Raw genomic sequence first — 13154 nt, forward strand, 5'->3', positions numbered from 1 at the left:
GCGTTCGTCAGTGATCGGTTGGCTGGCTGAGCAGCGCTTTCATTTCGGCCTTGATGCGTTCGCGCTTGGCGTGGATACCGTCGATCATGCGGGACAACAGCGCATCAACAGAGCCACCACCGGCACGGGCGCAATGGTCCTCAATGTTGGTATCGGTTCTGGATTTCTGCGCTCTGCAATCGTCAATCTCGCGCCCTGCCGGAACACGCTTGTGCTCTTGCACGAATTCCAGGAGACACACGATCCAGTCACCATCGCAGGCACTCAGCGCCACTTCCGGTGCGTTGGCCGCCAACACCCGCAGTGCCGCTGCTTCGGGCATGCGCCCTGCTTCAGTCGGCACGGGTATGTTGGTTTTGCCGGTTTCCTCTGCCAGCCGTTTGGCGCGCGCTTCCTCACAGGCTGCGATACAGTCCTTGAGCAGCGGCCAGGTTTGCTTGGTCGCAGTAGTGGCCAACTTGTCCGAGGCCGCAGCCAGGTCAACCGGGTCGTAACGGGCCAGCTTCTCGGCAAGCAGCTTGAAATACCCGTTGTCATCAGCGCCGGGCGTATTTCGGAACACCGCCAAAAGCGGCTTGATAAACTGCGATTTCACGGGCGAAATGGTCATGCATCATCCTCCGGGAAAGCCTTGTCGATGGCAGCTTCAATGTTCAGCTTTTGCTCAAGGTAGAAGTTCGAAGGCCGCGTCAGCTGCGTGTCGGTTGCCAGGTCGGGCGGTGGTGCCAACCGGCGCTTTTGCGCCTTGCGGATTTCGCCGGTGAAGTAGTTCAGCGAAGAAACCGGCCCTTGCGAAAGCTGGTTGCGCCGTCGGCTGATGTCGGCAATAACGGGCAACACATCCAGCTCAAAATCGAAGCCTTGCGCATCCCAGGTCACCAGAACCGTGAAATCGCCTTTCCATCCGGGATCGTCAAAGGCGATTCCCATCGCTTCGCAAACACGCTTTCCACGTTCCAGCAGATTGGGTCTTGCAACGGGTTTTATCGATGGATCGTTTTTCCGTGAAACACCCTCTCGCGCGCCTGCACGCAAGTCATCATCATCATCATATCGTTTATCTTGGGTCGTTAACATTGGTGCGCATCCATGGGTGCGCAGGGCCTGCGGCATGGGTGCCGCAGGGGGTGCGGCATGGGTGCCGCAGGGGTGCGCATCTTTGCGCAGGGGCGTTTCACGGATATCCACAGGCTCGGAAGGTGCATTTTCAGCCTCATTTTCGGCCTCCATGTCGTCCTCAAAACCGCGCTGGCAGTCCGGCTCTGCCGGGTCGATCACCACGCGGTAATCATGCGCCGCAGAAGCACCGGACGAGCGCTCATTGACCCGGTATTCCAGATAGCCGGACTCATATAGCCGCTCCAATGACCTCTGCACCGTTCGCCGGTCGCAGATCAGCTCTTTAGCCATCTTCACCTGGCTGCGGCAGCACCAGCCGTTGTTATCTGTGTGCCGGCCAAGCAGGCACAGCACCTGCAGGTCACGCGGCTGCAGGCGGCGGTCTGTCACCGCCTGCGCCGGAATGATGGAAAAGCGTTGCCGTCCAAAGCTCATTCAACGCCCTCCAACTGGAAATCGCAGCCCAGCTCGACGGACATCAGCCCGCCGATGCCTTCCGCGTGGATCAGCCCGGCATCGCGCAAGTCCCAGAGGGCGGTAACGGTCGCATAGTGGTTCATCCCTGCCCTGCGGCCGACTTCGGCTGTCGGCAGGCACAAACCGCCGTCCGAATGCGCCTCGGCCAGCGTCAACAGGACGTCGCGCGCACGGCCGCTTTTGATGTTCTGAAGGATGGCCCAATCCAAGGCAAAATCGCTCATGCAGCCCTCCCCTTCGCCCATTGCGCACCTGCATACCGGTTGAACGTCGCCGCACGCTCTGGTTTTATTTCTCTGTTGTTTGATATTTTTGGGATTTTGAGTTGATGCGCCCGAGTGTAAGCCACCCACCGATCCGCCAACGCCTCGCACGGCGCCCCGTGCCCAAATTGCCGCCAGAAACTTCTTTTAAAGATGCCTTTGTCGAGGCTTTGCAGGAAGATCGCCGTCAAGAAGAAAAGAAAATTGGACCTCTTCGCCGTGGTGTTAAACGACTTCGATTTTCTTGGTTTGTTGTCGGACTGGAAACCGTGGGACTGATTAGTCTCATTTTTGCCGCTGGTTTGTTCATATACGAACTTCGTGAACGTCAGGAGGAGCGCATTGCCCGCTCCTGGCAACTGGCAACAACCCCCGCACCCGGTAACAGCGGCAAACGCGAAGCGCTCGAATATCTGAATAGCCAGTATGGCTGCTTTCCTGACGCTATTGTCTATTTGTTTGGCCTGAGGTGTTGGAAGGAGCGCACTCCGCTGCAAGGTATCGACATGTCTGCAAGTGCCAACGGTGGTCAGGTTTTTTTGCAGGGGGTCAACTTGTCTGGTGCAAACCTTGAAGGCGCCAATTTGTCCGGTGCGAACCTTGTGAGTGCAGACCTCTCCAAATCCAACGCAAACAATGCCAATTTGTCCGGCGCAGATCTTTCCAGAGCTACGATCACCTGGGCACACCTCAGGTCTGCAAACCTTAGGGGTGCGACGCTTGCACATACCAAGCTGGCGTTTTCGGACTTGTCCTCCGCCAACTTGAGCCAGGCAAAACTTATTAGTGCCGATCTGTTTTCTGTGTCGCTCTGGTTCGCAAATCTTTCCGGCGCGCACCTCCAGTACGTAAATCTCTCCGACGCAAGTCTTTCTCAAACCAAATTTGACGAAAACACAATATTCAGAATTTGGGCGTTTAGGGACCAACCTCCAACAGCTGAAACACATGAGATTGTCAGATTGGTTGCCACGCGAGAAAGAGACGAACTCTGGGACACTTTTCACAAAAGGGTCTATCGAGATCGACCGGACTTGCGCTGGCCTTCGACCCCTCCGGGCGTCACGGTTCACTCGCTTGTACCAGAAACGCTGCCATCGGCTTCTGACTAACATCACGCCGCCCTCCCCGTGCCGAAGCGGCACATTTCGAGCTGTTCCAGGGTGGCCCTGTGCCGTGTGTTGGCGGTTCTGAGAGCGTCGATCAGGGCGTCGGCGGCGAGCAAGGCCGGGTGCGGGCTGATGCCGGGGGTGTCGCTTAAAATGTCGATGACGCTTGAGAGGGCAAAGGTCAACCCCTCGGCGGTGTAGTGCTCGCTCTGCAGTTTTAAAACGAGCGAAAAGGGATCATCGGATTTTTCGGGGGTGTCGCGGGGTTGTGCTGGTGCACGTCTCCCCTCGCCTGTCGTGGACATGGCCGGTCTCCTTTGGGTTCTTAGACCCGGCCAACAGCTTCCACCCTGGTGGCCGGACGCACGGGGTTGGAAGACCGGCCCAAAGGTAACCGGCGCACCCGAAGGTGCCCCTATACGCCCGACCATAGGAGCGCACACGCTCCTATATGGGAACGCGCACGAAAAAACGCGCCCCGAAAGGACCGTGGCGCGTCGAGCGCCTTTGGACAGTCGGGCTTCCACCCCCGATCCACGCTGTTTTTGCGTGAACCCCATCATCTTGCGCTTGTTCGGGAATTTCGTCAAGTTGTGCCCGGAACGGGGGACAACTGGATGAATGTCATTCTGGATTGGGTAGCTAGGAATCGCGAATCCGTGATCAGCACCTCTATTGCACTCGTTACCTTGATAGCAGTAGTCACTGCGTCTTTGACTGCGTTGTGCGGCTCGGCTGTCCCTCTGCCCGCAGGCGAGACCTGCACGCAATGTGTTCGAAGTTGGATCGGAGCGCTCAGTGGCTGGGCCGCCGCCTGTGCAGCAGCGGGTGCAATTATCTTCATGAGGCAAGCAAACAAGCTGCAGCGTGAGGCACTTGTCACGCCGGAACTTGACAGGCTGAGCAGAGAAATAAGGCTTGGCTATTTGGTATCTGAAGACCTGCTTAGATGCGGAGCGGAGTTGAGACAGTTTGCCAATCCCGGAGAAAGCGAGAAACCGCAGACGTTCGCAGACCTTTGGTCCGTAAGAATTACTGGAAAAAACATCGACGAAGAAATGGACTTCGATTGCTTCCGAGAGGTCGAGTCTTGTTGGAATGAGGTGTCGGAATATTGTAGGGAGCCCAATTTCAGTGACACCGCCAAAAGCCGCCGCGCTGCTCAGGTTTTGCCAGGCACAGAAGCGCCCAAGTTTCTTAACCTGTATTCGACTTGCTTCACCGCGTCGAAAAACGTCTATGAGACGTTTATTCTTCCGCGGCAAACTCGGATAGCGGAACTCACCGACTACATGGAGTAACATCACCCCACCTCCACGTCTGACGACTGACCCGCGCAGCGGCTCGCGTATTTCAAAAGCACATCTGCGTGGCAGGGCGCACCGGGTGCGCACCAGCAGGCAAGGTCTTTGCCGGTCAGCTCATGCACCGGCAGTGTGGGAATAGTGAACAGCTCGAAACACTGACACGCGTCCTCCGCGCCCATCGGCACACCAGGCACACCCGGCATATTATCGCCGATCCTGAATGGATTGCCCCACTTGGTGGACCGGTCCACCTTCACTGCCTCTGGCGCATCACACCGCCAGGGCTTGTTTCGCGTCATTTGAATGCGTTTCGGGGTCATGACCGCACCTCCGGGAACCCGTCATGGGTGACGCCGTCGAGCACCCGGCCAGATGTTTTCTTGTGCGTGCGCGCCACGCGAACCACACTCTCACCGTGGAAGCCCTGGCCGCCAGACAGGTTCAGCCATTGGCCGTTTGGCGTCTTGCGATCAATCGTTCCGCATTCCCGCCAATCCGGGTCATCGCGGTCACGGTCATAGACAACCTGCCAAGACCCCCACTGTTTGAACAAAAAAGGCACCTCAGCCGCCGCGCATTGGTCGCGCAGGTCCCGCACCCATTGCGGGTGCATGGGGCGCGCATTGCGTCCGCTCTCGCCACCGGCAATCACCCAATCTATTTCAGGCTCTTTCCAAGAAGGTAGGTCATTCCAAAGGGGGTTGGGCATGTACTCGGGGATTTGAACCGGCCCCAACAGCGGCTCAGCCGACAGGAACCGCACCGCCGCAGGCGTATCCAGCAGATACGGAATCCGCGTGTCGGCAGTCACCTGATCTTCAACAGAGACACCAAGCCAGACATTTGCCAATGGCCAGGCGAGCAGGTCAAGCGCAGGCGTATCCCAACACCCGGTCACGGCCATCAAAGCCGCGTAGTCCATGGCCGGATGATGCGCGTTGTCATTCCGCCGCTGCATGTACTTTTTCATCCGCTCCGGCCGCTTGGTCAGCACCTGAAACGTATGCTGCGGGCACAGTGCCATGACGGCGAAAATCTTGTCGATCCAGTCATCCGCCACGTTTTCATGAAAAAGGTCCGCATGCGCACAGACAAAGATCATGCGCGGCTTGCGCCACCTGAGCGGCTGGTCAAGCCAGTCATCATTGAACCGAACCTTGCCGTTGAACTGCACCACCCCGGCCGCGCTTTTCTTCGTCAGGCCCACCCGTGAGGGATGGTTTTTCAGCCGCGTCGCCGCCAGCTCGGCCGCATAGCAAAAGCGGCACCCTTCCGACATCAACGAACACCCGGTGATCGGGTTCCAAGTCGCATCCGTCCATTCAATCTTGGAATGATCAGCCATCACGAATCCCCCTTGTCCGGCGCCATGCCGAGCGCGTGCACGTAAAGGTCAAAGACGGCGTCTTCCTCTTCGCGTTTATGCGGTTCTTTCCGCCGCCAGGAGACAACGCGTTTCAAAATCTGCTTGTCGAAGCCCGCCGATTTCACTTCGGCATAAATGTCTTTCAAGTCATCGTTGAGGGCCTTCTTTTCTTCCTCAACACGCTCGATGCGCTCGACAAACGCGCACAACTGATCGGCCGCAACGCCGCCTGGATCGCTCATTGCAAACTCCCATGGCCCGCCGCAGCGGACCCCATGTAATCGGATCTCAAACGCTCAACAGAGGCTTCCAGCGTCAATCCGGAATCTTCGGCAGCGATGGCCGCAGCACAAAGCAACATGCCGGCGGCCTCCTGATCGTCCGCATCGGTCACGCAACGCGCAGCCAAGATCAGAGCCGCAACCTTGTCTTCAAAGCTGCTTCCGTTCACGCCACCCTCCCGTGAAAAATCGTGCTGCACCCGGCCCGCCGCTTGTCGAAGCGGTACCAGGCGCAGTTTTCCTTTGCGTCCTGCGTGGTGCAGGGCATGAATTTGAGACGGCCGACGCTGACGACATCGGTGCAATAGTCCATGAAAGGCGCGGATTGCTTGGTGTGCTTCCAGTCGGCCTCAAACAGCAGAAAGGTCGGCGCAAGGCCCGCCAAAACATCAATCAGCGAATGCAGGATCATCCGCAGCCACGGCGGATTGGTAATGATGTCGCTGGCGCCATTCAGATCCGCCGCCTGCAACAACCGCGCATCGGCATAGGGGATCCCCGGCCGTCGCGGGTTGATGTCGTAAAGCGCACTGCAAATCAGGCCGAAGGCTTTCAACTGCCCGACAAGGTCTTTCAGGCCCACACACGGCTCGCAGTAGCTTTTCACGCCATAGTGCTGCAGCAACGGCTTGAGCGCCGCCCCCGCACGCGGGTCAAAGGTGCGGTAATACTCGTTTTTCATCCGGGGAAAGTCGGAGCGTTTACCCATTTTTCGCCCTCGCCAGTCTGACGCTTCGGCGCTTCGCCCGTAATTGCCGTGATTTTTCAGATGGTTTCACACCCTGTAGACTGTGAAACACCCTGTAGTCGCCCGTATCGCCGCACGATGTCGCCGCGATTGAACTTGGCTCCATTGGGCGCAGAAGCTCAAACGGGTTCAGGTCGGCCCAAATACACAGCAGCAAAAGCGGCCCGGTTGAAATCTCGATGCCTGCCGTTGCGCGGCTGACGGACGCGCGCGAAATCCGGGTTTGCTGCTGCACCTGATAAAGCGTGCAGCCCCGCGCCTCGATCACGGCTTTCAAAGCCAGACCAAGCCGGGTATAGTCAAGCTCAGCCCCGTTGAGCAAATGCGCATAGTCAGGGTTCATGCCGCTTTGCTCCTGCCATTCACGCGCCGCAGCGCCTCTTCAATTGAGATCGGCGCAGCACCCGCGCCCGGCCCTGCCCCCGTCCCAATTTCGAAACCAGAACGGGGGTCCAACACCAGCACGGGCTGCCCGTGCTTTTGGGCCAGCTTCAGTCCGTTCCAGGCGGCAAGCCGTGCCTGCATGTCCTTGCTGGAAAACCCGCCTGCCAGCGCCGCCGCTGCTGTTCTCACCGGCAAGCCCGTGTCAGCGCTGATCATTTCGGCAATCGCGGCAAAGGAAACCGGTGCGTCCTCACAGCGCAGCCGGTGCTGCCCCCGCGCCCAACTGAACAGGCGCAACCGCTGGCGGATGTCGGCGCTCATCGGATCGCGCCCCGCTGCACCCGCACCACCGGCAGGCCGTTGACCATGTCGGAGCGCACGCCGTATTCAATCGCAAAGCCTGGATCGCGCGGCGCGGCTTCAATCACTTCCGTTGAAACGATCATCTGCCGCGCCATCCAGAACCGGCGGATCGTGTCGGCCGCCTTCACGGCCTGGCGGTAAGCGGGAACCTCTTCACTCGTCACCGGCATCGGCACCTCCCGAAGCTTTCTTGCGGCCACGGCGCCAGGTGATCGGCAGTTGATGGCGCTCGGCATGGCGGCGTGCACCGGCCATAACGGCGGGATGCTTGCGTCGCATCAAACGGCCGACGTCAACGCCGGTCAGGCCGCATGCCGTAATCAGGACGTAATAGGTTTCCTGCCGCGCCTCCGCGCAATAGCGCCCCGGCCCACTCATCAATTCAATCGGCGAAAGCCCGTAAACGGCACATATTTCAAACAGCACCGCGTAGACATCGAGGCTCAGCCCTTCGCTAGCAGGGGTTGGCTCATAGCCCGCAGGCCGGTCGGGTGCCGGCACCGCGTTCGGCGTGCCTTCCGGTGTTTCCGGCATGCGCCCCACCAGGCCGCGCGGCTGGTTTTCCGGGTCGAAGAAGAAACGGGAGGGTTTTTTCACCGGGCGCGGCTCTCGCACGTGCACGCGCGCGGCCAGCCTTTGACGCCGTTCAGGGTTGCGCGGCGTGCGCAAACAGGCAAACAGCAGCTCTTCGCCGGGCCGCCGGGTTGGGGTCAGGTTGCTCATGAGGTTTCTGCCCTTTTCGCTTCGGCCAGTTCCACCAAAAGGTCGGCGGCCAGGGTCACGTCGTTGCTGTCGTCAATGAAGGATCGGGCGGTCTGAAGCGCGGACTTGGTGTCAAAGACATCGTCCGACATTTGACCAAGCGTCACACTCGCCTTGGCCGCACTGGTCTTTTGCGCCGCAATGCCACGCAGGCGGCCCGCCAAAAGCACCAGTTGCTCACCGCTGCATTTATCCAGAAGGCTCATGCCGCAACCCTCCACTCGACTTTTGCGGGTGGATTTGCTCTAGTGCATCCACGTGACGGAGACTGCGATTGATGAAACTGAGAATTGCGCTGCTCAGCGCTGTGTGCGCGCTTACCGGACCCGCGATAGCCGCCGATGACCTCGAAACATGCGCTCAAATACCGACCGACAAATACCGGTTGGCCTGCTACGACCGTGTCATGGGCCACACGCCCACCAAGAAATCTGAAAAGACGGACATTGCCTGGCGAAACAGCTGGATCAGAAGCATCGATAAATCTGAATTCAACGACACCACGAATGTGTTCTTGCGAGCCAGGTCCAAGCAGAAGTACGAGAGCCGCTTCAAAAGCAACTACATCACGCTGATAATCGCCTGCCGCGAAAACAAAACCAACTTGTGGTTCAATTTCGGCGGCCTGTTCATGTCCGACCTGAACCACAGCAAGATTGAATATCGGATAGACAAGCAGAAACCTGCTTCCAGGCGCTTTCGCGAGTCCAACAATCATGAGGCGCTCGGGCTTTGGAGTGGCGCGAGCGCAATCCCCTTTATCAAGTCCTTGTTCGGATCTGAAACACTGCTGATCCGCGCCACGCCCCACATCGAAAGCGCCGTCACCGGTCATTTTCAGATCAGCGGTCTTGAGGAAGCCATCAAACCCTTGCGTGAAGCTTGCAACTGGTAGGCTCATTCCACCGCCTCCCCGTTGCTGACACGGTCGCGAAGCGTTTCAACATTGCGTTGAAGGTCATCAACAAGCGCCAAAAGCCCATCCCCGTGCACGCGCACGAAGCGCCCACCGGCCAATTCACACAGACGCTCAAGGATCGGCGCCACTTCGCCGCGCTCTGCGCAATCGACGATCAAATCGGCCAGCACGTCGGCGGGTATGAACGTGTCTTCGTGCCGGTCGTTGCCGGTGTTGCCATAGTCGGAAAGTGTTTTCAGGTGCACGCGTGTCACGGCCGCTGCGCAGTCATACCCGCCACACATTTGCGCGGTGCGCTGCGTGGCAATCTTCAAAGCCCGCCGTTGCTCTGAATTGGTCGCCCGTCCGATGCTCACGACCCTACCCCCAAATTTTCACGGTTTTTTGGGGATGACAGATCGGTTTCCGCCAAAGATGATGAAATCAAAAGGCACGGCGCAACATCATCGACGCCGTATTGTTTTACTAACCGCAAGGTTTCTTGATGGATGAACTTCCGAATAGCCCTCGCCTTCTTGGTGACGATGTCGCCACCGCCGACAAGACGTTCGTGCAATCTCCCATCCTGAACAGCCACTCGCCCGAAATGATGGGGCGACATGCGCTCGCCGCATCGCTGCTTGAGCGCCAAGAAAGTTTCGATAGGTTGGATCAACTCATGGGGCATGCATCGGATAATGCACGCTTATGCGTTCATGTCAATCATGATGAACGCTTTTACGTACGTGCTATCACGCACGAAGAACACTATAAATCCTACATGAGTGCACGCCCGATAGATAGAATTGCCGCTGCCATTCTGCTGAGTGGTAAGAGCAACCGAAGCATCTCCAAGTCCGCGAAACTCGGCGTGAATGCCGTTTCTCAGCTGTTTACACTGGAACGCATGCCGGGACAAAAAGGGCTAGCGCAATTGTGCGATGCTCTCGCCATTGACGCTGGTTGGGTCCTGACCGGAAAACCGGCAAATCCTAGAATCGACGAGATACTTGCGATTACAGATGCACTCTCCTTTGATGAAAAACGAACGTTTTTAAAGTCGTTGTCTCAGGGCGAACAGCTTAGCATTGACGAAATGAAGCACCTGGCGACTGACGCACGCGTTTCTTTCGAAACATTACAGAATTGGATTCTTGGCGGATCTAACGGCGGCACAACACCTGACAGTGTTGCGGCCTTTGACGAACTAGCCTCAATTGCGAACGGCAATGAATTGGACACCGACCTCTTAATGGCGTCGCTCGAAGAGGCATACGAGATAGAACGTCAAGTGTATGGGAAGCTCGGGCCAGCGAGCACCCGTGCAAAACTTGTGAAAAAGATTTACGCGCTAAAGTTAGCCGACGCTTCGGATAGTTAAAAAGACCTATACAACTACAACCTTTACGATATCAAGGGTTGTAAATTATGTATTCTGCGCTTCAACCGCAAATTGATCTTTACAGCTCATTAACTTTATCCTTTAAATGACTGAACGGCAGTTCACATGCTGCAAAAACAAATAAACGTTTGTGCACCTTGGGGCGATACATGGCGAATTCCAAAGACCGTGAGAAACTTGTTAGGTTCGCCAAGGAACTTTACTCGGAACTTGAGCCTATGACAGAGCACGAAAGTTTGCAGGTGTTCCTGGATGATTGCGCCGACTACAATCTAACCGTCTTCTTAGGCTCATTTGTATGTCACGACCTTTTTGGACACAGCCAGCCTGATACTTTGACCGGTAAAGATGTTGAACTTTTCATGAAGCATGCTGATTTCTTTCTTCAGACTGCAATGCTTCAACAGAGCATGAAGCCATGAAGAATCACGCAACTCGCCTTGACCTAGACTTCTTGGCCACCGCCGATGATCCAATCGCGAAGCATCTCATTTCCGATTGCATCCGAAGGGACTATTTGATTGACGAGAAGTTAGGCCGCTACTCCGAGCGCCTTGTGCTCCTTGATGGCAATCCTCTCACCTTAGACTCTCCAAGAATTTTGTTCGGTGGCAGCGAGACCCTTGCCTCTACTGAATTTGGATTCGATTGGCCGAAAACGCCCGTTTCTCCAGGTTCGGTGTTCAGTGACACTTACAGAAGGCTCACGGCTGAAGGGTACAAAGACTGCATCAACTATACGCAAGTGGTTGTTGAACACATTGAATGCCGCGACGCCATGGCAACGGACGACCGGCCAGTCTCATATTCGCGGGCAGTTTTTCCGATTACAAACGGTCAAGGCGCTTGGTTCATTGGCGTCTATTCATTCAATTCTCGTCTGGCCCGATATCCAACGGCCTTTGAAGAAGCTGAACGACACCGGCAGGATCGCATCCTAAGAAACACAAATCTTCATAAGCCTTATTTGCCGGTGGCAACTTCCATTTAAGCCCGCCACCATAACAAGCCGGGTAGCCCCACCGAAGGAAAAGCGCTCTCTGATAAGCATGGTGCCTTGCCATCCAGCCATATGTATAGACTGGCGCCCACTTGGTGTTGGCGATTACTAGGCACAAGCGAACCAAGTACGCTGCAAGATTGTTTTTGCGCCAAGCTTCTGCGACATATGTATCGCCAACATATGCTATCTGGCCTGTTATCCCTTTTGCGAACGCAACCGCGTCGTCCGCCAGAACAACTGGCTCTCCGGCCTCCGTCCTATACGCCCGCTCCCAAAACTCCCGAATGTATCGGTCCAGATCCCAACCAGCAATTTCATCACACCGAATAGCCGAAGTTGCAATTACCTCCCCAGCTTCGGAACGGCACGTGACCCCCTGAAACATAGAGGGTGGCAGGGTGTTTATTGAGCGATGGAAGTATTCGCCGACGTAACCCTTGTCGGAAAGGTCAACGCTCTCGTGGTACTTGCGCACCTCGTCATGCAACTCGATGTGCGCAACTCCATAGGAGCGCAGTTTCGCCTCTAGCTCAGCGCCAGCCCTCATCAAATCAAGAATTGAAAATTGCACGCCCGCCAAAACAACGCCCCTGTCGAACATTTTCAACACCAATCTAGCTAGTTTCACCAATATTGCGCGGCAAATTTAAGCCCTTAGCAACATTGGCTTCAACTTTTTTACGTTCATTTACTTGATTTGAACGCTTATGCGTGCAAATATCATGTGAATTGCACGCACTTTCGATTTTCAGGAGCGCCCGATGCCCAAAAACACCCGCAAGACCGCCAAGCCGGAAGCAGCCAGCATCGCCGCGCTCGAAAAACGCATTACCGACCTGGAACGCAAACTTGAGCAGGTCGGAAGAAACCAGGGTTACGCCGATCAGGCGCAGGAACGGATTCAGAAGGCGCATTGGGACGTTGCTGAGCAATGCAAGGACAGCGCCGACAAACTTGAGACCGTTTTGGCGGTTTTGACTGCGCTCGACAAAGCCTTCACCCAATACGGGGAAGCCTCAAATAAGCTGCGTGAAGACGAACGGTTTGATGCTGTCGCCACTGCACACAGCGAAAGCCTTGGACCAAATGTCAAAGTCCTGCAAAAACGCACAAAGGCACTCACCAGACTGGCCGCAGACCTGAATTCCGCCATTGCCGACTACACAACTACCCGCCGCCAAAAGGCGACAGGTGCGTGGCTGGGACTTTAGAGATGTGTCAGCCTTTGAAAAAGGTGTCGAGAGCCTCTTCCAGCACCCCATCGACCGTGGTTCCGCGCTGTTTCGTGGTCCTGAGATCCTCACACGCCTCTGTTGCGGCCTTAGCAACGTCTTCGCGACTGATGCTGGCTGGCATGATGCGCTTTAAGACTTCGCAAATAACGATGCGGTCAATATTTGCCCGCAAAAGCGGTATGTCCATTTGGTTGATGCGCACTTCAGCGTCAATTAAGCGCTTTTCCAAAGCCTCTTGGCTCATTCTGTTCATGTCTTTGCCTTTCTCGGTCATGAGTGGAATGCCGCGCACCGGGTCCCACAACCCGGTGCGCAACTCCTACAATCTCAGGTTCAGTAGACCTGAGAAAGCAATGCGGCGCGTTTTCCCCGCTAACTTTGCGGGAGCGGGCGCATGATCCCGCAACAGCCCCTAGTTTCTGCTGTCAAAGAATTGC

Annotated in this window: 23 protein-coding genes; 7 read left to right on the plus strand and 16 right to left on the minus strand. The window is 56.5% G+C overall.

The features are described from left to right. Nucleotides 1–7 precede the first annotated feature (7 nt). From Q0835_RS03365 to Q0835_RS03375, 3 genes are read right to left on the minus strand one after another with little or no spacing between them, the layout of a single operon-like run. A complete protein-coding gene (locus tag Q0835_RS03365) occupies nt 8–610 on the minus strand; it encodes a hypothetical protein (protein ID WP_298958401.1) in 603 nt (200 codons plus the stop codon). Then, nucleotides 607–1554, minus strand: a complete 948-nt coding sequence (locus Q0835_RS03370; RefSeq protein WP_298958403.1) for a helix-turn-helix domain-containing protein — start codon at nt 1552–1554, stop codon at nt 607–609. The genes Q0835_RS03365 and Q0835_RS03370 overlap by 4 nt, the downstream gene beginning before the upstream one ends. Further along, nucleotides 1551–1820: a hypothetical protein gene (locus tag Q0835_RS03375; protein ID WP_298958404.1), complete on the minus strand. Its 270-nt coding sequence runs from the start codon at nt 1818–1820 to the stop codon at nt 1551–1553. The genes Q0835_RS03370 and Q0835_RS03375 overlap by 4 nt, the downstream gene beginning before the upstream one ends. 308 nt (nt 1821–2128) lie before the next feature. Between Q0835_RS03375 and Q0835_RS03380 the strand changes: the two genes are divergently transcribed. Further along, nucleotides 2129–2971 carry a pentapeptide repeat-containing protein gene (locus Q0835_RS03380; protein ID WP_298958405.1) on the plus strand — a complete coding sequence of 281 codons (843 nt, stop codon included), beginning with the start codon at nt 2129–2131 and terminating at the stop codon, nt 2969–2971. A 2-nt stretch (nt 2972–2973) separates the two neighbouring features. On the opposite strand, the gene Q0835_RS03385 is transcribed toward Q0835_RS03380, so the two are convergent. Continuing rightward, nucleotides 2974–3273, minus strand: coding sequence for a hypothetical protein (locus Q0835_RS03385; protein ID WP_298958407.1), 300 nt, complete (start codon nt 3271–3273; stop codon nt 2974–2976). A gap of 312 nt (nt 3274–3585) precedes the next feature. Between Q0835_RS03385 and Q0835_RS03390 the strand changes: the two genes are divergently transcribed. Then, nucleotides 3586–4269, plus strand: a complete 684-nt coding sequence (locus tag Q0835_RS03390; RefSeq protein WP_298958409.1) for a hypothetical protein — start codon at nt 3586–3588, stop codon at nt 4267–4269. Between the two features lie 2 nt (nt 4270–4271). Here Q0835_RS03390 and Q0835_RS03395 read toward each other — a convergent pair whose 3' ends face one another. From Q0835_RS03395 to Q0835_RS03440, 10 genes are read right to left on the minus strand one after another with little or no spacing between them, the layout of a single operon-like run. Further along, entirely contained in the window at nt 4272–4595 is a 324-nt protein-coding gene (locus tag Q0835_RS03395) for a DUF4326 domain-containing protein (RefSeq protein WP_298958411.1), read from the minus strand. After that, nucleotides 4592–5620: a phage Gp37/Gp68 family protein gene (locus tag Q0835_RS03400; protein ID WP_298958413.1), complete on the minus strand. Its 1029-nt coding sequence runs from the start codon at nt 5618–5620 to the stop codon at nt 4592–4594. The genes Q0835_RS03395 and Q0835_RS03400 overlap by 4 nt, the downstream gene beginning before the upstream one ends. Beyond that, nucleotides 5620–5883, minus strand: coding sequence for a GapR family DNA-binding domain-containing protein (locus Q0835_RS03405; protein WP_298958414.1), 264 nt, complete (start codon nt 5881–5883; stop codon nt 5620–5622). Before Q0835_RS03405 ends, Q0835_RS03400 begins: the two co-directional genes overlap by 1 nt. Next, nucleotides 5880–6092 carry a hypothetical protein gene (locus tag Q0835_RS03410; protein WP_298958415.1) on the minus strand — a complete coding sequence of 71 codons (213 nt, stop codon included), beginning with the start codon at nt 6090–6092 and terminating at the stop codon, nt 5880–5882. Before Q0835_RS03410 ends, Q0835_RS03405 begins: the two co-directional genes overlap by 4 nt. Then, entirely contained in the window at nt 6089–6631 is a 543-nt protein-coding gene (locus Q0835_RS03415) for a hypothetical protein (RefSeq protein WP_298958416.1), read from the minus strand. The genes Q0835_RS03410 and Q0835_RS03415 overlap by 4 nt, the downstream gene beginning before the upstream one ends. Continuing rightward, complete coding sequence (locus Q0835_RS03420) at nt 6624–7013, minus strand: hypothetical protein (protein WP_298958419.1); 390 nt, start codon at nt 7011–7013, stop codon at nt 6624–6626. Before Q0835_RS03420 ends, Q0835_RS03415 begins: the two co-directional genes overlap by 8 nt. Further along, nucleotides 7010–7375, minus strand: a complete 366-nt coding sequence (locus tag Q0835_RS03425) for a hypothetical protein (protein ID WP_298958422.1) — start codon at nt 7373–7375, stop codon at nt 7010–7012. The genes Q0835_RS03420 and Q0835_RS03425 overlap by 4 nt, the downstream gene beginning before the upstream one ends. Beyond that, a complete protein-coding gene (locus Q0835_RS03430; protein ID WP_298958424.1) occupies nt 7372–7587 on the minus strand; it encodes a hypothetical protein in 216 nt (71 codons plus the stop codon). The genes Q0835_RS03425 and Q0835_RS03430 overlap by 4 nt, the downstream gene beginning before the upstream one ends. Beyond that, a complete protein-coding gene (locus Q0835_RS03435; protein ID WP_298958426.1) occupies nt 7571–8140 on the minus strand; it encodes a hypothetical protein in 570 nt (189 codons plus the stop codon). The genes Q0835_RS03430 and Q0835_RS03435 overlap by 17 nt, the downstream gene beginning before the upstream one ends. Then, the gene (locus Q0835_RS03440; RefSeq protein WP_298958428.1) at nt 8137–8385 is read right to left on the minus strand and encodes a hypothetical protein; all 249 of its coding nucleotides are present in this window, start codon (nt 8383–8385) and stop codon (nt 8137–8139) included. The genes Q0835_RS03435 and Q0835_RS03440 overlap by 4 nt, the downstream gene beginning before the upstream one ends. A gap of 71 nt (nt 8386–8456) precedes the next feature. Between Q0835_RS03440 and Q0835_RS03445 the strand changes: the two genes are divergently transcribed. Then, on the plus strand, nt 8457–9074 hold the full coding sequence (locus Q0835_RS03445) for a type VI secretion system-associated protein TagO (RefSeq protein WP_298958430.1): 618 nt from the start codon (nt 8457–8459) through the stop codon (nt 9072–9074). Nucleotides 9075–9076: 2 nt separating this feature from the next. On the opposite strand, the gene Q0835_RS03450 is transcribed toward Q0835_RS03445, so the two are convergent. Continuing rightward, on the minus strand, nt 9077–9454 hold the full coding sequence (locus Q0835_RS03450; RefSeq protein WP_298958432.1) for a hypothetical protein: 378 nt from the start codon (nt 9452–9454) through the stop codon (nt 9077–9079). 128 nt (nt 9455–9582) lie between these two features. Here Q0835_RS03450 and Q0835_RS03455 point away from each other — a divergent pair, with 128 nt between their 5' ends. The 4 genes from Q0835_RS03455 to Q0835_RS03470 all read left to right on the plus strand — a co-directional run bounded on the left by Q0835_RS03455 (nt 9583) and on the right by Q0835_RS03470 (nt 12693). Continuing rightward, nucleotides 9583–10458: a hypothetical protein gene (locus Q0835_RS03455; RefSeq protein ID WP_298958434.1), complete on the plus strand. Its 876-nt coding sequence runs from the start codon at nt 9583–9585 to the stop codon at nt 10456–10458. A gap of 170 nt (nt 10459–10628) precedes the next feature. Then, entirely contained in the window at nt 10629–10901 is a 273-nt protein-coding gene (locus Q0835_RS03460; protein WP_298958436.1) for a hypothetical protein, read from the plus strand. Next, nucleotides 10898–11470, plus strand: coding sequence for a hypothetical protein (locus tag Q0835_RS03465; RefSeq protein WP_298958438.1), 573 nt, complete (start codon nt 10898–10900; stop codon nt 11468–11470). Before Q0835_RS03460 ends, Q0835_RS03465 begins: the two co-directional genes overlap by 4 nt. Before the next feature lie 773 nt (nt 11471–12243). Further along, on the plus strand, nt 12244–12693 hold the full coding sequence (locus Q0835_RS03470; RefSeq protein WP_298958440.1) for a hypothetical protein: 450 nt from the start codon (nt 12244–12246) through the stop codon (nt 12691–12693). Between the two features lie 7 nt (nt 12694–12700). On the opposite strand, the gene Q0835_RS03475 is transcribed toward Q0835_RS03470, so the two are convergent. Continuing rightward, entirely contained in the window at nt 12701–12991 is a 291-nt protein-coding gene (locus Q0835_RS03475) for a hypothetical protein (RefSeq protein ID WP_298958442.1), read from the minus strand. Nucleotides 12992–13154: the final 163 nt, after the last annotated feature.

The sequence above is a fragment of the uncultured Roseibium sp. genome, from assembly GCF_947499295.1.
In the GTDB taxonomy this organism is placed as follows: domain Bacteria; phylum Pseudomonadota; class Alphaproteobacteria; order Rhizobiales; family Stappiaceae; genus Roseibium.